Below are 17,965 nucleotides of genomic sequence, written 5' to 3'. Positions count from 1 at the left end.
CCGACGGGCAGCCGCACTCACTCTGGCCATCGGGTCGGGTCGATGTCTTGGACGAATTTTCCCGAGGTCACGGACGTACAAGCGGATACTGGAAGGGTGGATACGGCACAGGATCCGGCGGCGTGGGTGGATCCGTTCTACGGGACTCGACCGGGAGATGCCGATATGGGCACCGGCGGCGGGGCAGGTAATACCTTCCCCGGGGCCGACGTTCCGTTCGGGATGGTGCAGTGGAGTCCGGACACCGTCACCCCGCAGCACGGCGGCTACTACTACGACGACAATCGGATCAAGGGGTTCAGCCTGACCCATCTGTCCGGGCCGGGATGCGATACCTACCAAGACATTCCGTTTGTGCCGCTGGCGGGGGAGGTCACCGCGTCACCGGCGACCGAGCCCGGCCGCTACATCGCGACCTTCTCCCATGCCAACGAGCACGCGAGCCCCGGTCGCTACGATGTGCGGCTCGACTCGGGTGTGCTGGTGGAGCTGACGGCCACCCAGCGCAGCGGCTGCGGTCGGTTCGGCTATCCGGCCGATCGCCCGGCGACGCTGCTCGTCAACGTCTCGGGCTCGGTCATGGGCGTCGACCACGCGCAGGTGCGCATCGGTCCGGATTTCGTCGAGGGGTCGGCCGCCAGCGGGCGGTTCTGCGGGACGCCGAGTCACTACACCGTGTACTTCCACGCCCGCTTCGACCGGCCGTTCCGCGACAAGGGCACCTGGAGCGGCGGCTCGGTCCGGCGCGGCGGCACCTCCGCGTCCGGAACCCGGTGCGGCGCGTATGTCGGGTTCGACGGCGGCAGTACGGTCACCGTGCGGTTGGGCCTGTCGTTCGTCTCGATCGAGGGTGCGCGGGCCAATCTCGATGCCGAATGCGGCACAAGGGATTTCGACGGTATCGCGGCGGCGGCGCGGGCGACCTGGAACGAGTGGCTCAACCGGATCCGGGTGAGCGGCGGCACCGACGATCAGCGGCGCATCTTCTACACCGCGCTGTATCACGCGCTGCTGCAACCCAATGTGTTCTCCGATGTTGACGGCCGCTATCTCGGTTTCGACGAACAGATCCACACCACCGATCCGGCCCGCCCGATCTACACCAACTTCTCCGGCTGGGACGTCTACCGCGGCGAGGTGCAGCTGCTGGCCCTGCTCGCGCCGCGCGAGGCCGCCGATATCGCCCGCAGCATGGCGGTTTTCGCCCGGGAGGGTGGCGCGTGGGACCGCTGGACGGTCGCCGCCGACTACACCGGGGTGATGAACGGCGACCCGTATCACATCATCGTCGCCGCCATGTACGCCTTCGGCGCAACGGATTTCGACGCCGCCGAGGCCCTGTCGCTGATGGTCGAGGGGGCGACCATGCCCGGGCGCAATCGCAAGGGCTACGAGGAGCGGCCCGGTCTGGCGGAGTACCTGCGGCTCGGCTATGTGCCGCAGCAGGTCTCGGACACGCTGGAATACACCAGCGCCGACTTCGCGATCGCGCAGCTGGCCGAGCGGCTGGGCGTCACCACCGTGCGCGAGGCGTTCCTGAAGCGCGCGCAGAACTGGCGCAATCTGTTCAACCCGGCCACCGGCTACCTGCAGCCGCGCCGCGCCGACGGCTCCTTCGTCGAGCCCTTCGACCCGGCCGATCCGGCCGGGTATGTGGAAGGCAATGGGGCGCAATATCTCTGGATGGTGCCGTACAACCTCGGCGAGCTGATCGCCAGCCTCGGCGGCAACGAGGCGGTGAACGCCCGGCTGGACACGTTCTTCACCAAGCTCAACGCGGGCACCCGGGAGCCGTATGCCTTCCTGGGCAACGAGCCCACGATGCATACGCCGTGGATCTACGTCTACACCGGCGCCGCGCATCGGACGCAGGCGCTCGTGGATCGGGTGCGGCGGGAGCTGTTTCGTGCCGCGCCGGAGAATCTGGTCGGCAACGACGATCTCGGTCAGATGTCGGCGTGGTACGTCTGGGCCGCGCTCGGGATGTATCCGATGTATCCGGGGCGGGCCGAACTCGTCCTGAACAGCCCGATATTCACCAGCGCCACGGTGCTCCGGCCGGACGGGGTGACGATCACGGTCACTGCCCCCAACGCCGGGCCGGGCAGGCCGTACGTGACCGGGCTGACGGTCGACGGGCGGCCCTGGACCAGGCCCTGGCTTCCGGAATCGTTCGTGCACACCGGCGGCACACTGGAATTCACGCTGGCCGACTCGCCCGATCCGAGCTGGGGCGCGGCGCCGCAGGACGCGCCCCCCTCGTTCCCGGCGCCCTGAACGGGCTCAGCGCCGAACGGCGCGGGCCCGCCGGTTGGTGTGCTTGCGAACCGCGAAGGCATGCGCTTCGTCGAGCAGGGACAGGGCCGTATTCAGTGTTGTCGCACCGGGATTCACCACGCAGACCCAGTTCTGGACGGCATAGATCGGATGTGGCATGAGCCGATCGCGGGCGGCGTAGTCGTAGCCGGTGTCGTAGACGCCGTCCGCGTCGCGCTGGGTGGGGACGGGGCCGAACAGCTCGGTGTAGCGGGGGCGGGGCAGGCCGATATTGAGCCGGTAGGCATCGGGCTCGCCGAGGGCCGAGACCGTGTCGTAGTTGTCGGCGGTCACGATGGTGGCGAAGGGCAGCTGGCGCTGGGGCGGCAGATCGCCCTCGGGGTCGTAGATGACGAAGGTGTCGCCGAGGTGTTCGAGTAAGCGGATTCCCTCGTAGGACTCGGCGATGTGGCGCTTCATATCGTCGGCGTTCATGCATCCTCTTTTCGTCGAAAAACTGCACTTCAATCGTCTCATTGAAGTGGTTGTTGGAACTTTTCCGGCGATTCGAAGAGATGTCCCTCGACAACCCTCAAATTGGGCTCCAAGGGCGGGCCGACGGTCGGTCAGGCGGGTGCGAGTCCGGAGAAGTCGCGTGGCACCACATGGTTGCGGTCGGCGCAGGTGCCGAGCGCGTGGTCGGGGTGGAGGCCGAAATACTGGCGGCGGGTGCGGGTGCTCCAGCGCCGGGCGGCCGCGGTGCGGGTCTTGTAGAAGTTGACCATGTAGCCGCCCTCGTACAGGCGCAGCAGCATGTAGCCGCCGGGATACTCCTTGGCGGCGGCGACCTCCAGGAACTCCACGTCGATGCCGGAGTCGGGGCGGCCCAGGCGATTTCGGTGGGTGTGCCCGCTGTGATGCAGGAACACCCCGGGCGCGCCGCGATAGGCGGCGTGCAGGCCCGCGGCCGAGGCGCGGTCGAGTACGAAACCCGGCCCGCCCGGATTGCTGACCGCCGCGGAGGATGTCACCGGATGGTGACCGAAGATCAGGGTCGGCCGATGCGGGTCCACGGCCAGTCGGTCGCGCAGGTGGGCGAGCTGCGGCCCGACGATCGTGCCGCCCGAGCCGCGCAATCGGGTGGTGTCCAGGCCGAACAGGCGCAGCCCGCCGAGCTCGTGCTCGGTCAGCCGCTGGCGCGAATGGAATACCGCACCCCAGTGGTCGTCCGGCTGCGGGGCGTCGTGATTGCCGCGGCAGACGAAGTAGTCGCGGCCCAGGGCGCCCCACTCGTCGAGCCGCCTGCGCACCTCCAGCGACTGCCCGAGGGTGCCGGTGTCGGTGAGGTCACCCGCGACGATCAGATGGTCGGCTCCGCGATCGGGCAGGCGCAGATCCGACAGCAGCGCGTCCAGCATCAGCTCGGGATGTTCGGCGTCGTGGTGGCGCAGCCCGGTCGGCAGCCCGGCCATCAGCAGACCGCTGGTGCGCTCGCCGACGTGCAGATCGTTGGCCAGCGCCAGGGTGCGCAGCAGGCGGCCCGGCGGCGGGGTCAGTGTGGTGAAAACGCCCGTGCTCTCCGGTGTTCCGGGCCGCCGCGTCACCAGGGTGCGCGCCGGAACCGCGCGCCGACCGCTCGAATACGCCTCGAATCGGTAGGCCCGGCCGGGCTCGAGCCCGTGGATCTCGGCGTAGTGATAGGGCGTCGGGTCGGTGTCGTGGAACAGCGTGCGCGCCGGGCCGATCGAATCCGCGGGCGCGATGCGCACCTCGGTGTCGGCCGGAATCGGCCGCAGCCGCCCGCTGCGCTCGCGTTCGCGCGTGGTCCAGGTCAGGATCACCGAGCGGTCGGTCACGGTGACCACTTCCAGATCCGAGGCGAGCACCGGAGCGCGGCGCACCTCGACCCGATGTGCCACCTGTGCGCGCAACGGCCCCGCGCCCACGGCCACCGCCGCGGTCGCGGTCGCCACATTCGCCAGCCACGCCCCTCGCAGCCGCGCGTTCAACATGCAAACCTCCGAACGGATCCCCCTTGCCATCGACGGTAAGGCGACCGGTTGAACGGCGCAGTCCCGGAACGTGACAGCTCGGACGTTCGCGCTGAATATTTCGATACCCGCAGGTGAGCGGGGCGCGAACGGCAACGATGGGGTCCGCGCGGGCCGACCCCCGAAAAGTTCCGGGCTGACGCCGGCACCGTCGACAGGTATAGAGCAGTGGTGCGAATCGTCCTGGTGGCGGCCGCGAGGATCGCGGTCGCCGGTATCGCCGTCTGGGGGCTGATCGCGGGCTGCGGTTCGCCCGCGGTGCGACCGCCGACCGAGCCGACTGCGGTGGAGAAGATCGCCTTCGACAACGGGTGGGAATCGATCTTCGTCATGAATCCCGACGGCACCGGGGTCGCCCGGATCGGCGCGGGCAGTGATCCGAGCTTCGCCCCGGACGGTTCGAGGATCGTGGTGGGCGGGCGCTCGATTGCCGTCATGGATCCCGACGGGGTCGATGTCGTCGAACTCGGCGAGGGCGGGTTCGATCCGACGTTCGCGCCCGACGGCACCCGGATCGCCTTCACCCGCAGCGGTGCGATCTACGTCATGGACGTCTCCGGCGGGCAGCCGAAGCAGCTCACCCTCCCTCCCGATCCGGCCGCGTCGGGGCCCGACACGGTGTCCTCGCAGGAACCCGCGTATTCGCCCGACGGCGCACGGATCGTATTCACCAGGTACGGGGGCATCTGGGAAATGGCATCCGACGGATCCGGGGCGCGGCAGCTGCTCGCGGATGGGCACTGGAACTCGAGTCCGGTGTTCACCCGGGACGGAACCCGCATCGTATTCGCGAGCAATCGCGGCGGGAAGAACCGCTCCGAACTCTATGTGATGCGCGCCGACGGCTCCGATGTGCGCCCCCTGACCGATGATTGGACGGTGGGCCCCGCGCTATCGCCCGACGGTTCGAAGATTCTCTATACCCGCAACCCGGCACCCGCCTCGGGGGCCGAGATCTGGGTGATGAACATCGACGGCAGCGGCGCGCATCGGCTGACCGCGCCGAATCAGGTTGCCCAGAACCCCAGTTGGGGTCACCTGCGGCGCTGACCGTGGATCACCGCCAGCGCGTGCTTGTGGGCCAGGGGGTTGAGGATCGCGTCGAGTTGGTCGAACAGGGTGCCCGCGGCCTCGCCGTTCCACGCCGGCGGCAGCAGCGACAGGGGTAGGCCCGGATCGCGGTAGGGCAGGCGACGCCATTCGGTGAGCATGGGGACGTAGATGCCGAAGGCGTCGAGGGGAGTGGGGCGCGCGGTGGTCGTGCGGTGCAGGATCGGGCGGTAGCGGTGCAGGAAGTCGGCGTAGAGCTGGGTGAGTTCGTCCAGGTTCCACCACCGTGGGATCTTGGTCCGCAGATCGTCGAAGCCGACGTGGTGACTCACGAACAGATCGACATAGCCGGACAGCTCCTGGCGTTCCAGGGTGCGGCGGGTCTCGGTGGTCAGGGTGGCCGGGGCGATCCAGACGCCGGGGGCGGCGGTGCCGAAGCCGAGGCGGGTGAGGCTCGACCGCAGGGCGTGGCGCTTGTCGCGTTCGGACTCGGGGACCGAGAAGACCACCAGCAGCCAGCCGTCGGATTCGGATGCCCTGCTGCGCTCGAAGATTCGCACATCGCCCTCGGCGAGCACGGCCAACGTGGACTCGGCCAGGGAGTAACCGGCCGTGGTGGCCCGCCGCGCACTCACCAGCACCCCGCGGCGCTTGAGTCGGGAGATGGACGAGCGCACGGCCTGGTGGTCCACGCCCAGATCGGCCATGAGCGCCACCACCGACGCGGTGGACAGCCAGTTGCCCTCGGCCCGCGCGCACAGGCCGAAGAGGGTGATGATCAGCTGGGCCAGCCGGGCGTCGCGGCCGGGCGGCTCGGATGTCGCCTTGGGATCCGCCGTCATAGGAGCACCATACGAGGGAGCGGTCAGCCCGCCCGAATCATGCCCTCCTGCAGGACCGTTGCCACATGCAGCCCCGAGCGGGTGAAGAATCGGCCCGACCCCAGTCCGCGGCCCGCGTCGATCGCCACCGCCTCCTGCAGGTAGAGCAGCCAGTCCGCCACGGGGGCGGGCCGGTGGAACCACATGGCGTGGTCCAGGCTCGCGGTCACCAGCCCCGGTCGCGCCCAGGGCAGATCGAGCACCCGCAGCAGCGGTTCGAGGATGGTGTAGTCGCAGACGTAGGCGAGCGCGGCCTGATCGCGCTGGGCATCGGTGAGCCCGGCGACGGGCCGCAGCGCATCGAACGGCCTGACCCACACCGCCTGCTGCGGCACCCGCTCGCCCTCGACCGTCAGGTAGACCGGTCCGGGCACATGCCGCATATCGAAGCTGCGGCCCGCCGACCAGTAGCGTTTCGACTCCTCGGTCATCGTGCCGCCGCTGCGGTCGGCGAGATAGGTCGCCGAATCGGGCAGCGTCTCGGGTTCGGGCACCGATGCGGTGAGTTCGGCGCGGTAGCCGTCGCCGGCCTCGCCCGCGGCGAAGTTGGCCAGGCAGACATAGATCGCTTTGCCGCCCTGATAACCGCGCACCTGCCGGGTGCTGTAGCCGCGGCCGTCGCGCAGCAGTTCCACCTCGTAGCGCACGGTCGCGCCGATATCGGCCGGGCGCAGGAAGTAGCTGTGCATCGAATGCAGGGTCTTGCCGTCGGTGATCGAGCGCATCGCCGCGGACGCCGCCGCGGCGACCAGATCACCGCCGTAGGCCTTGGGCCACGGGCACGGCTGGGTGACCGCGTCGAAGGCCAGGTCGAAGCGCTCCGGTTCGGCGGCGGTCAGGGTGACGGCCGCGGTGAAGACGGTCGAGGTTGCCCGCGTATCGGTCGTGGTCATGACTTCCCTTCGGGCGGAGTCGAATTCGGGATCCAGCGGGAACGCCGCGCCGGTTCGCCGGAGCGCACCAGTTCCAGTCGCGGCGGGGGACCGTCGGTGCGCCCGGTGGGCGGCTTGCGATTTCCGGCGCGGAAGGGGGCGGGCCATTGCGCCGCCTCACCCTGATAACCCTGTTCGACCGCGGCGTGCAGGGTCCACTGCGGATCCCACAGGTGGGCGCGGCCGATGGCCACCAGATCGGCGCGCCCGGCCAGCAGCACCGAATTGACGTCGTCGTAGGAGGAGATCGCGCCCACCGCCACCACCGCCACACCCAACGGCACCCCCACCTCCTGCCGGATCCGGTCGGCGAACGGCGTCTGATAGCTGCGGCCGAAGGCGGGCCGCTCGTGCTTCACGACCTGTCCGGAGGAGACGTGCAGCACGTCGACGCCGTGCTCGGCGAAGGCCCGCGCGATCGCGACGGCATCGTCGATGGTGTTGCCGCCCTCGGCCCAGTCGGTGGCCGAGATGCGCACCGACAGTGGGCGATCCGCGGGCCACACCGCGCGCACGGCGTCGAAGACCCGCAGCGGGTAGCGCAGCCGGTTGGTCGGTGATCCGCCGAATTCGTCGGTGCGCCGGTTGGCCAGCGGCGACAGGAACGACGAGAGCAGATAGCCGTGCGCGCAGTGCAGTTCGAGCAGATCGAACCCGGCCCGCGCGCCCCCCTCGGCGGCCGCGACGAATTGCGCGGTGATCTGGTCCATCTCGGCCGGGGTGAGCTCGCGGGGTGGGGGATTGCCGGGACCGTAGGGTAGCGCGGATGGGCCGACGGTCTGCCAGCCACCGGTCTCGAGCGGGTCGTCGATCCCCTCCCACATCACCTTGGTCGAACCCTTGCGGCCCGAATGACCCAGCTGCACACCGATTTTCGATCGGCTGTGCCGGTGCACGAAGTCCACCACCCGCGCCCAGGCCCGCTCCTGCTCGCCGGTGTAGAGTCCGGCGCAGCCGGGGGAGATGCGGCCCTCGGGCGAGACGCACACCATCTCGGTCATGACCAGGCCGGCGCCGCCGAGTGCCTTGCCGCCCAGGTGTACCAGATGGAAATCGGTGGGCATCCCGTCGATCGCGGAGTACATGTCCATCGGCGAGACCAGCACCCGGTTGGGCAGCTCGATGCCCCTGAGCCGCAGCGGATAGAACATCGGCGGGCGGGCGGACGCGGCATGCTGGCGCGACAGGTACCAGCCGTCGATCGCACCGACGAAGGCCGCATCGCGCAGCCGCAGATTGTCGTAGGTGATCCGGCGGCTGCGGGTGAGCAGGTTGAAGGCGAACTGTTCGGGCTCCTGCTGGGCGTAGTGCCCGATCGACTCGAACCACTCCAGGCTCGCCTGCGCGGCGCGCTGCACCGATTCGACCACCGGCCGCCGCTCGGTTTCGTAGGCTCGCAGACCCGCCGCGACACCGTCGTTCTCGTGCAGGCAGGCCGCCAGCGCCAGCGCGTCCTCCATCGCCAGTTTGGTGCCCGAGCCGATGGAGAAGTGCGCGGTGTGGGCGGCGTCGCCGATCAGGACGATATTGCCGTGCCGCCAGGTGCGGTTGCGGACGGTGGTGAAATCGATCCAGCGGGAGTTGTTGCCCAGCAGGGCGTGTCCGGCCAGCTCGTCGGCGAACAGCTCCGCCAGCATGGCGAGGGACTTCTCGTCGTTCTCGCCGGGCGCGAAGTCGCGATCGGCGAAGGTCGGAAAACCCGCCGCGCGCCAGACCGATTCGTGCATCTCCACGATGAAGGTGCTGCGATCGGCGCTGTAGGGATAGGCGTGCACCTGCATGATCCCGTGCGGGGTGTGCCCGATGAAGAATTCGAAGGCTTCGAAGACCCGATCGGTGCCCAGCCAGATGTACTTGTTGTGCCGCCGATCCAGGTTCGGGCCGAACACCTCGGCGTAGCGGGCGCGCACGGCCGAATTGACGCCGTCGGCGGCCAGCACCAGATCGTGCGAGGCCGCCAGTTCCGCGACATCCGGTGCGGGCGTGCCGAATCGGATGGTGACGCCGGAGTCCAGGCAGCGCCGCTGCAGGATGTGCAGCAGGTCCTTGCGGCTCATCGCCGCGAAACCCTGTCCGCCGCAGGTGCGTACGGTCCCGCGGTAGTGGATGTCGATATCGCTCCAGCGCGCGAACCGCTCGCTCATCCGCCGGTGGATCCACTCGTCGGCGTGCTCGATGCCGCCGAGGGTCTCGTCGGAGAACACCACGCCGAATCCGAAGGTGTCGTCGGGGGCGTTGCGCTCCCAGATGGTGATCTCGTGGCTCGGATCGAGCTGTTGGGCCAGGGCGGCGAAGTACAGGCCCGCGGGCCCGCCGCCGATCACCGCGATTCGCATGCGGTCCTCCAGCGCTCGCGCAGCTTGTAGCGCTGCAGTTTGCCGCTCGGATTGCGGGGCAGCTCATCGAGGAATTCGATGCTGCGCGGGTACTTGTACGGCGCGGCAACGCCTTTCACGTACTCCTGCAGCCGCCGGGCCTGATCGGCGTCGCGGGGCACCCCCGGTCCGACCACGACCGCGGCGTGCACGATCATGCCGCGCTCGGGGTCGGGGATGCCGATCACCGCGCATTCCACCACGTCCGGATGCTGTTCGAGGACGGCCTCTACCTCGGGGGCGGCGATGTTGTAACCGGCGGAGACGATCATGTCGTCGCTGCGGGCCTGGTACCAGAAGTAGCCGTCGGCGTCGCGCAGATAGGTGTCGCCGGTGATGTTCCAGCCGTCGCGGACGTAGTCGCGCTGGCGCGGGTCGGCCAGATAGCGACATCCGGTGGGGCCCTTGACCGCCAGGAAGCCGGGGGTGCCGTCGGGGACGGGGCGGCCGGATTCGTCCTGGATCTGCGCGCGGTAGCCGGGCACGGCGCGGCCGGTGGCCCCGGGGCGGATGTCGTCGTCGGCGGCGGAGATGAAGATGTGCAGCAGTTCGGTGCCGCCGATGCCATTGATGATCTTCAGGCCGGTCTGCTCGAGGAAGCGGTGGTAGACCGGCGCGGGCAGGTGCTCACCGGCGGAGACGCAGCGCCGCAGCGAGCGCAGCCGGGTGGGCTGGTCGCGTTTGAGCAGCGCGCGGTAGGCGGTGGGTGCGGTGAAAAGTACCGTGGCGGAGAAGTTTTCGATCGCGTCGAGCAGGGTGTCCGGATCGGGGCGCTCGAGCAGGACCGTCGACGCGCCCACGCGCAGCGGGAAGACGACGAGTCCGCCCAGGCCGAAGGTGAAGGCCAGCGGCGGGGTGCCGATGAAGACGTCGTCGGCGCGCGGCGCCAGGATGTGCGCGGCGAAGGTGTCGGCATTGGCCAGCACGTCGCGGTGGAAGTGCATGGTGGCCTTCGGAACTCCGGTCGTGCCGGAGGTCGGGGCCAGCAGGACGACATCGTCGGCGGCGGTCGCCACATCGTCGAATCGGGTCGGATGGGTCGCGATGCGGCGGGTCAGATCCGCCTCGGTCGGACCGCCGACCGGCACGATCGGCAGTGTGGGGTCGGCCGCGGCCGGGTCCTCGGTGAGTCGGTGATCGCACAGGGCCAGTCGCGGGCGGGTCAGCTCGATCAGCGTGGTGAGTTCGCTCGCGCGTAGCAGGGGCATGGTCGTGACCACCACGCCCCCGGCCTTGATCACGGCGAACCAGCAGGCCACCAGCCAGGGTGTATTGGGTGCGCGCAGCAGGACGCGGTTGCCGGGAACCAGGCCGAGATCGTCGGTGAGCACGTGGGCGATCTGGTTCGCGCGATCGAGAAGCTCACCGTAGGACCAGGATTCGTCCGGGGTGTGCAGACAGGGGCGGGCGCGGCCGTGGCTGGCCACCGCGGCGTCCAGCAGTGCGGTCGCGCAGTTGAGGCGGTCCGGGTAGCGCAGCTCGGGCAGCTCGAAAATCAGTTCCGGCCACTGGGTTTCGGGCGGCAGGTGATCGCGGCAGAAGGTGTCGGTGTGTGCGGAGGGGGACAGCATCGCCGGTGTTCCTAGTCGAGCGCGGCCACGGCCTGGATTTCGATCAGGGCCTCGGGCTGCCACAGCGCGGTGACGCCGATGCCCGCCATGGCCGGGTATTCCGTTCCGGCCAGCTCGCGCCAAATGCGGCCGATCTCCTTGCCATTGGCCTGATAGTCGGCGATGTCGAGCAGGTAGATCGTGGCGCTGAGCAGATTCTCGGGGCGGCCACCGGCGACCGCGAGGGCGGTCAGCACATTCGACAGCGCCTGGCGGAACTGCGCGACGATGCCGCCTTCGACGATCTTGCCCTCGGGAGTGAGTGCCGTCTGACCGGCCAGGTGGACGATGTCGCGCCAGCGGGTCGCGTGGGCGAAGCCGGACGGTTTCGTCAGGGCGTCGGGATTGATGCGGGTGACAGGCATGGGACCTCTTTTCCCAGAGTGGCCTACACCACATTATGGCGTTACCATAACTACCGTCAACGGTGCGCGATATCGACCCCGACGGCATCGTGCACACCGTGATCGAGGGAATCGGCTTGCCACGCAACCGAATCACGGAAGGGAAAATCCGATGACCAGCGAAACCAACACTCGCGCCGTCCCCGTCGTCACCCGCGCGGGCCACGAATACGCCGACACCGCCCAATCCGGCGGCGCGGTCCGCGTTTCCGGCGTCAGCCCGCAGCACACCTCCGCCACCCGAATCTGGTTCGGCAAGGTCAGCAACGAACCCGGCTACCGCTCCCTCCCGCACCACCACGGCGAGGCCGAAACCGGCGGCTACCTCCTCACCGGCACCGCCCGCATCTACTTCGGCGACAACTACCAGGAATACGTCGACATGACCGAGGGCGATTTCGTCTTCGTCCCGCCCTACATCCCCCATATCGAAGTGAACATGAGCACCGCCGAGGAACTGATCTGGCTCACCTGCCGCACTCCGGACAACATCGTGGTGAATCTGCCCGACGTGGACGACGCGATCCTGGTGGGGTACCGCCGCGCCTGAGGGGAAGGGGTCTATCGCCCTGAGATCCTCCGCAGGGCGGTATCAATAGGGAGGGACGGCAGCCCGAGTTTCGGCGGCGTGCTCACCGCCACAAAACGGGCAAATAGCCCATATATCACACAGTGAGAAATTCCACAATCCGGCTGAGCTCGTGGTATGGCGGGCGGCCGGGCGAGACCTCTTGACAGCGTGTTGAGCGGGGAGAACCCTGGTGATAGTTAACGTAAGTAAGTTAATTATCGCAGGTGGAAGTACTACGGGTCCTGTGAGCTCAACCACGCGAGAAGTCCGATTGCAGGTCGGAGCAGGAGGTCGGGATGAACCAGGGATGGCTGGCGGAACTGGATCGGCGGGTGTCCGATCTGATCGCTCACGACGAGCAGGTTCGCGACGCCCAGCCGCTGTTGTCGGTAGGCGACGCCGTCCAGGCGCCGGAGCTGAGTACCGCGCAGGTGGTGGCGACGATCATGGCCGCGTATGCCGATCGGCCCGCGCTGGGGCAGCGCGCCGTGGAATTCGTCACCGAGGAGACGGGCCGCCGCCGTCGGAGCCTGCTGCCCCGGTTCGACACCGTCACCTATCGCGAACTGTGGGACCGGGTCGGCGCGCTGGCCGCGGCCTGGCGGCACGATGCCGAAAGCCCGGTCGGCGCCGGTGATTTCGTCGCCATCCTCGGCTTCGCGAGCATCGACTACGTCACCGTCGACCTGGCCTGCACCTATCTGGGTACGGTCTCGGTGCCGCTGCAGGCCGGGGCGTCGCTGGCGCAGCTGACCCCGATCGTGGCCGAGACCGAGCCCCGGGTGTTCGCCACCAATGTCGAACAGCTCGATGCCGCAACCGAATTGGCACTGGCCGCCGATTCGGTGCGCACCCTGATCGTCTTCGATTACCTCGACCAGGACGACGACCACCGCACCGCGCTCGACACCGCCCGCCGCCGCCTCGCCGACACCCCGGTGCGGGTGGAGACGCTGGGGGCGACGCTGGCGCGGGGACGCGATCTGCCGCCCGTTCCGCCGCATGCCGACGAACAGGGCGATCCGCTGGCGCTGCTGATCTACACCTCCGGCAGCACCGGAACCCCCAAGGGCGCGATGTATCCCGCCTCGATGGTCGCCCGCTTCTGGCGAGCCACCGACGGCCGCCGCGACGACACCGGCTTCAGCGTCGACGGTCGCGTTCCGCTGCCCACGATCGGACTGGCCTACATGCCGATGAGCCATGTGGCCGGTCGGGTCAGCCTGATCAACGCGCTCGCCCGCGGCGGCACGGTGTACTTCGCCGCGCGCAGTGATATGTCGACCCTGTTCGACGACATCGCGTTGGTGCGGCCCACGGTGCAGTTCTTCGTTCCGCGCGTGTGCGACATGGTGTTCCAGCGCTTCCAGAGCGAGGTCGACCACCGGCTCACCGCGGAGGTGGACCGCGCGGCCGTCGAGGAGCAGGTCAAGACCGAAGTGCGCGACCGCTTCCTGGGCGGTCGCATCATCGCGGCCCTGTCCGGCAGCGCGCCGCTGTCGGCGGAGATGCGCGCGTTCATGGAGTCGGTGCTGGACCTGCACCTCATCGACGGCTACGGCGCCACCGAGACCGGCGGCGGCATCCTGGTCGACACCGTGATCCAGCGCCCGCCGGTGCTGGACTACAAGCTGGTCGACGTCCCCGAACTGGGCTACTTCGCCACCGATCAGCCGTATCCGCGCGGCGAACTGCTGGTCAAGGCCCAGACCCTGATCCCGGGCTACTACAAGCGACCCGAGCTGAACGAGCAGATCTTCGACGCGGACGGCTTCTACCGCACCGGCGACGTGATGGCCCAGATCGGCCCCGACCAGCTGGTGTACGTGGATCGGCGCAACAATGTGCTGAAGCTGTCGCAGGGCGAGTTCGTGGCCGTGTCCAAGCTCGAGGCGCTCTACACCGCCAGCCCGCTGGTCCGCCAGATCTACGTCTACGGCTCCAGCGAACGGGCCTATCTGCTCGCGGTGATCGTGCCGACCATCGACGCCGCCGCGGCCCATCCGGACGTGGCCGAGTTGCGCGCCGCGATCGCCGAATCGCTGCAGCGGGTCGCCCGGGAGGCCGAGCTGAACTCGTGGGAGATCCCGCGCGAATTCCTGCTCGAGACCGAGCCGTTCAGCATCGACAACGGCCTGCTGTCGGGTATCGGAAAGCTGTTGCGCCCCAAGCTCAAGGCCCGCTACGGCGAACAGCTCGAGCAGCTGTACGCCCAGTTGGCTTCCGAGCAGGCCGACGAGCTGAGCGCGCTGCGCCGGGAGGCCCGCGATCTGCCGGTGCCCCAGGTCGTCGGCCGCGCCGCCCGCGCCGTGCTGGGCCTGGCCGAGGGCGAGGTGAGCCTTACGGCGCAGTTCGCCGAGCTGGGCGGGGATTCGCTGTCGGCACTGAGCTTTTCGAATCTGCTCGGGGAGCTGTTCGATGTCGAGGTGCCGGTCGGCGTCATCGTCAGCGCGGCCACCGATCTGCGGGGGATCGCGGATTACATCGAGGCCGAACGCGATTCGGGCGGCAAGCGCCCGACGGCCACCTCGGTGCACGGCGGCGGAACCACCATCCGCGCTGCCGATTTGACCCTGGACAAGTTCATCGATGCCGCCACCCTCGCCGCGGCGCCCGCGCTGCCCCCCGCGTCGCAACAGCCGCGGACGGTGCTGCTCACCGGCGCCAACGGCTATCTCGGCCGATTCCTGTGCCTGGAATGGCTACAGCGCCTGCACGATTCGGGTGGCAGGCTGGTCTGCATCGTGCGCGGCAGCGACGCGGCCGCGGCCCGCAAGCGGCTCGACGATGCCTTCGACAGCGGCGATGCGCAACTGCTGCGCCGCTACCGCGAACTGGCCGAGGGCAGGCTGGAGGTGCTGGCGGGCGATATCGGCGATTCGGATCTCGGGGTGAGCGAGGGGGATTGGCGGCGGCTGGCCGAGACGGTCGATCTGATCGTGCATCCGGCGGCGCTGGTCAATCACGTGCTGCCCTACAACCAGCTGTTCGGCCCGAATGTGGTCGGCACGGCCGAGATCATCCGGCTGGCGCTGACCCACCACATCAAGCCCGTCACCTATCTGTCGACGGTGGCGGTGGCCGATCAGATCGCGCCGGAGGCGTTCACCGAGGACGGCGACATTCGCGAGATCAGCGCCGTGCGCTCGCTGGGGGAGAGCTACGCCAACGGTTATGGCAACAGCAAGTGGGCCGGGGAGGTGTTGTTGCGGGAGGCGCACGAGTTGTGTGGGTTGCCGGTGGCGGTGTTCCGGTCGGATATGATCTTGGCGCACAGTCGGTTCGCGGGTCAGGTGAATGTGGCGGATATGTTCACCCGGCTGGTGCTGAGCCTGCTGGCCACCGGTATCGCGCCCAAATCGTTCTATCGGCTCGATGCGGACGGCAATCGGCAGCGGGCCCATTACGACGGTCTCCCGGCCGATTTCACGGCCGAGTCGATCACCGTCCTCGGCGCCCAGGTGACCTCGGGCTACGAGACCTTCGACGTGCTCAACCCGCACGACGACGGCTTCGGACTGGACGAGTTCGTCGACTGGCTGATCGAGGCGGGCGAGCCGATCGAGCGGATCGACGACTACCGGCAATGGCTATCCCGCTTCGAGACCGCCCTGCGCGCGCTGCCCGAACGGCAGCGTCAGCACTCGCTCCTGCCGCTGCTGCACGCCTACCAGCAGCCCGCGCCGCCGGTACAGGGCTCGCTGCTCCCGGCCAAGAAGTTCCAGGCCGCGGTGCAGGCGGCCAAGGTCGGCGCCGACCACGACATCCCGCACCTGAACCGGGCGCTGGTCGAGAAGTACGCCGCCGACCTGCGGTTGCGAAAACTGCTGTAGGCCAAGCGATTCGGTTACAGAACCCGCCCTTGCTCCCGCCCTGGCCCCCGCCGGGGTCGGGGGCCAGGGGTTGGGCCGGGGTGCGCGGCTAGGGATGAGGGGCCGGGACCGAGGGGGAGGCGGGGTCGTAGGCCGTGATCCAAACCACATTGATACTTCCGTACGGAAGATTATCGTGAGAAATCAAGCTTCGAGTTCCAGGGCTTGATTGCCGCGATGCCGTGGTGACACCCTCTCGATCGAGGAGTGCGCCATGTCCTCATATATCGCGACCGAGACCGCGCCTACCGGATTCACCCATCGGCGGATCATGGTGATTCTCAGCGGGCTGATGTTGGGCATGCTCATGGCGGCGCTGGATCAGACCGTCACCGCCACCTCGGTGCGGACGATCGCCGACGATCTGGGTGGTTACTCGTCTCAGGCGTGGGTTACCACCGCCTATCTCATTACGGCGACGCTGACGATGCCGCTGTACGGGAAACTCTCGGATATCCACGGTCGCCGCCCATTTCTGCTGGCCTCCGTTTTCATATTCACCCTCGGCTCGCTGCTGTGCACGATCGCGCAGTCGATCACGGAGCTGGCGGTCTTTCGCGCGATTCAAGGGGTGGGCGCGGGTGGTCTGATGTCACTGGCGTCGGCGATTCTGGGCGATATCGTCAGCCCGCGTGAACGTGCCCGCTATCAGGGGCACTTCATGGCGACCCTCGCCGCCGCGAGCGTGGCGGGTCCCGTCCTCGGCGGCCTGCTCGCCGGACAGCCCGCCATCGCTGGCATCGCGGGGTGGCGCTGGGTGTTCCTGATCAATGTGCCGCTCGGGCTGATCACCCTGCTGGTGGTCCATCGCGTGGTCGATCTGCCGCGGCGGCCGCGGACCGACAATGCGGTCGACTGGCTGGGCACCGCGGCATTCGCCCTCGGCGTCACCCCGCTGCTCGTGGTCGCCGAACAGGGCCGCGAGTGGGGATGGACCAGCGCCGGGGCGGTGATCTGCTATCTCGTCAGCGGGCTCGGCCTGCTCGCGTTCATCGCGGTGGAGATCGCGACCGGTGACGCGGCGCTGATTCCGATCCGGCTGTTCCGCGATCGGACCTTCGCGCTGGGTGTCGTCATCGCGATGGTGGTGGGCGCGGCCCTGTTCGGCGGAATCCTGCTGGTGCCGCAGTATTTACAGGTGGTCCGGGGCACGAGCCCCGCGGTCGCGGGGTTGCAGCTGCTGCCGATGGTGGGCGGGCTCATGGTCGGGTCGGTCGTGTCCAATCGCATGATCATGCGCACTGGCCGTTATCGGCTGTTCCCGATCGTCGGCTGCGCCGCGGTCGTACTCGGCATGTTCGGTTTCCACCTGCTCACCCCGCACACGCCGCTGTGGCAGACCATGCTCATCATGGTCGTCACCGGCTTCGGGCTGGGAAATCTGTTGCAGCCCATCACCCTGGCGATGCAGAACGCCGCCGCGCCGCGGGATATGGGCGTTGCCACCGCGGCCTCCTCGTTCTTCCGGCAGATCGGCGGCACGCTGGGGGTGGCGGCCCTGCTGTCGCTGCTGTTCGGATTGTTGCCGGGCAAGATCTCCGATTCGCTCGAGGCGGCCTCGGCCCAGCCGGGATACCGGCAGTCGGTGGTCGCGGCCCTGCACAGTGGGGATCCCGCGGACGCGGCCTTCGCGCACGGACTGCTGCGGCGCGATCGATCGGCGATCGAGACTGTGCTGGACGACAGTTCGGTGATCCAGGAGCTGGACCCGACGCTGGCCGCCCCGGTGAAAACGGGATTCACCGATGCCATGTCGACGGTGTACCTCGCCGCCGCCGGCCTGGCGTTCGTCGCATTGCTGCTGGTGCTGTGTTGGCGGGAGATACCACTGCGCGGCCCGGCCGAGCAGGCGCATGCCCGCGCGCCCGCGCATTGATTTCCTTTTGATGGCCAATTGTTTCGCTGTCGTTTCGTGGCGGCGTCAATTGCCCGCTGCGCAGACCATTTTCGGTGATTTCCGACA

The 17,965-nt window shown here is 68.6% G+C and carries 12 protein-coding genes; 5 read left to right on the top strand and 7 right to left on the bottom strand.

Annotated features, from left to right (window positions below; genetic code table 11):
• The first annotated feature begins 96 nt into the window (after nucleotides 1-96).
• Nucleotides 97-2,277 carry a GH92 family glycosyl hydrolase gene (locus NDR87_RS08975; RefSeq protein ID WP_251910667.1) on the top strand — a complete coding sequence of 727 codons (2,181 nt, stop codon included), beginning with the start codon at nucleotides 97-99 and terminating at the stop codon, nucleotides 2,275-2,277.
• A 6-nt stretch (nucleotides 2,278-2,283) separates the two neighbouring features.
• Here the strand turns inward: NDR87_RS08975 and NDR87_RS08970 are convergent, their stop codons facing one another.
• Both NDR87_RS08970 and NDR87_RS08965 read right to left on the bottom strand, forming a co-directional pair.
• Complete coding sequence (locus tag NDR87_RS08970; RefSeq protein ID WP_251910666.1) at nucleotides 2,284-2,751, bottom strand: DUF6194 family protein; 468 nt, start codon at nucleotides 2,749-2,751, stop codon at nucleotides 2,284-2,286.
• 131 nt (nucleotides 2,752-2,882) lie between these two features.
• Nucleotides 2,883-4,268 (bottom strand): metallophosphoesterase, encoded by a 1,386-nt coding sequence (locus NDR87_RS08965; protein ID WP_251910665.1) that lies wholly within the window; start codon nucleotides 4,266-4,268, stop codon nucleotides 2,883-2,885.
• Between the two features lie 210 nt (nucleotides 4,269-4,478).
• On the opposite strand from NDR87_RS08965, the gene NDR87_RS08960 reads away from it, so the two are divergent.
• Entirely contained in the window at nucleotides 4,479-5,357 is an 879-nt protein-coding gene (locus NDR87_RS08960) for a hypothetical protein (RefSeq protein WP_251910664.1), read from the top strand.
• Here NDR87_RS08960 and NDR87_RS08955 read toward each other — a convergent pair.
• The 5 genes from NDR87_RS08955 to NDR87_RS08935 are packed head-to-tail and all read right to left on the bottom strand — an operon-like array spanning nucleotide 5,342 to nucleotide 11,520.
• Entirely contained in the window at nucleotides 5,342-6,199 is an 858-nt protein-coding gene (locus tag NDR87_RS08955; RefSeq protein WP_251910663.1) for a PaaX family transcriptional regulator C-terminal domain-containing protein, read from the bottom strand. The two genes, NDR87_RS08960 and NDR87_RS08955, sit on opposite strands and share 16 nt — an antisense overlap.
• A 23-nt stretch (nucleotides 6,200-6,222) precedes the next feature.
• Nucleotides 6,223-7,131, bottom strand: a complete 909-nt coding sequence (locus NDR87_RS08950; RefSeq protein ID WP_251910662.1) for an acyl-CoA thioesterase II — start codon at nucleotides 7,129-7,131, stop codon at nucleotides 6,223-6,225.
• Nucleotides 7,128-9,506 (bottom strand): bifunctional salicylyl-CoA 5-hydroxylase/oxidoreductase, encoded by a 2,379-nt coding sequence (locus NDR87_RS08945; RefSeq protein ID WP_251910661.1) that lies wholly within the window; start codon nucleotides 9,504-9,506, stop codon nucleotides 7,128-7,130. Before NDR87_RS08945 ends, NDR87_RS08950 begins: the two co-directional genes overlap by 4 nt.
• Nucleotides 9,491-11,116: an AMP-binding protein gene (locus NDR87_RS08940; RefSeq protein ID WP_251910660.1), complete on the bottom strand. Its 1,626-nt coding sequence runs from the start codon at nucleotides 11,114-11,116 to the stop codon at nucleotides 9,491-9,493. The genes NDR87_RS08945 and NDR87_RS08940 overlap by 16 nt, the downstream gene beginning before the upstream one ends.
• An 11-nt stretch (nucleotides 11,117-11,127) precedes the next feature.
• Nucleotides 11,128-11,520 (bottom strand): RidA family protein, encoded by a 393-nt coding sequence (locus NDR87_RS08935; RefSeq protein WP_251910659.1) that lies wholly within the window; start codon nucleotides 11,518-11,520, stop codon nucleotides 11,128-11,130.
• 151 nt (nucleotides 11,521-11,671) lie between these two features.
• On the opposite strand from NDR87_RS08935, the gene NDR87_RS08930 reads away from it, so the two are divergent.
• The 3 genes from NDR87_RS08930 to NDR87_RS08920 all read left to right on the top strand — a co-directional run bounded on the left by NDR87_RS08930 (nucleotide 11,672) and on the right by NDR87_RS08920 (nucleotide 17,878).
• Nucleotides 11,672-12,109: a cupin domain-containing protein gene (locus NDR87_RS08930; RefSeq protein ID WP_251910658.1), complete on the top strand. Its 438-nt coding sequence runs from the start codon at nucleotides 11,672-11,674 to the stop codon at nucleotides 12,107-12,109.
• Between the two features lie 317 nt (nucleotides 12,110-12,426).
• On the top strand, nucleotides 12,427-15,963 hold the full coding sequence (gene car / locus NDR87_RS08925) for a carboxylic acid reductase (protein ID WP_251910657.1): 3,537 nt from the start codon (nucleotides 12,427-12,429) through the stop codon (nucleotides 15,961-15,963).
• 253 nt (nucleotides 15,964-16,216) lie between these two features.
• Nucleotides 16,217-17,878, top strand: a complete 1,662-nt coding sequence (locus tag NDR87_RS08920; RefSeq protein WP_251910656.1) for an MDR family MFS transporter — start codon at nucleotides 16,217-16,219, stop codon at nucleotides 17,876-17,878.
• Nucleotides 17,879-17,965: the final 87 nt, after the last annotated feature.

The sequence above is a fragment of the Nocardia sp. CDC159 genome, assembly GCF_023740735.1.
Taxonomy (GTDB): domain Bacteria; phylum Actinomycetota; class Actinomycetes; order Mycobacteriales; family Mycobacteriaceae; genus Nocardia; species Nocardia pulmonis.
Note: the sequence above shows the minus strand (reverse complement) of the source record. Positions and strands in the feature narration are given on the sequence as shown.

Bases quoted from the DNA above. Each gene is read 5' to 3' on its own strand.
- NDR87_RS08970 (WP_251910666.1), bottom strand. From the start codon at position 2,751: ATGAACGCCGACGATATGAAGCGCCACATCGCCGAGTCCTACGAGGGA.
- NDR87_RS08965 (WP_251910665.1), bottom strand. From the start codon at position 4,268: ATGTTGAACGCGCGGCTGCGAGGGGCGTGGCTGGCGAATGTGGCGACC.
- NDR87_RS08955 (WP_251910663.1), bottom strand. From the start codon at position 6,199: ATGACGGCGGATCCCAAGGCGACATCCGAGCCGCCCGGCCGCGACGCC.
- NDR87_RS08950 (WP_251910662.1), bottom strand. From the start codon at position 7,131: ATGACCACGACCGATACGCGGGCAACCTCGACCGTCTTCACCGCGGCC.
- NDR87_RS08945 (WP_251910661.1), bottom strand. From the start codon at position 9,506: ATGCGAATCGCGGTGATCGGCGGCGGGCCCGCGGGCCTGTACTTCGCC.
- NDR87_RS08940 (WP_251910660.1), bottom strand. From the start codon at position 11,116: ATGCTGTCCCCCTCCGCACACACCGACACCTTCTGCCGCGATCACCTG.
- NDR87_RS08935 (WP_251910659.1), bottom strand. From the start codon at position 11,520: ATGCCTGTCACCCGCATCAATCCCGACGCCCTGACGAAACCGTCCGGC.
- NDR87_RS08930 (WP_251910658.1), top strand. From the start codon at position 11,672: ATGACCAGCGAAACCAACACTCGCGCCGTCCCCGTCGTCACCCGCGCG.
- car (WP_251910657.1), top strand. From the start codon at position 12,427: ATGAACCAGGGATGGCTGGCGGAACTGGATCGGCGGGTGTCCGATCTG.
- NDR87_RS08920 (WP_251910656.1), top strand. From the start codon at position 16,217: ATGTCCTCATATATCGCGACCGAGACCGCGCCTACCGGATTCACCCAT.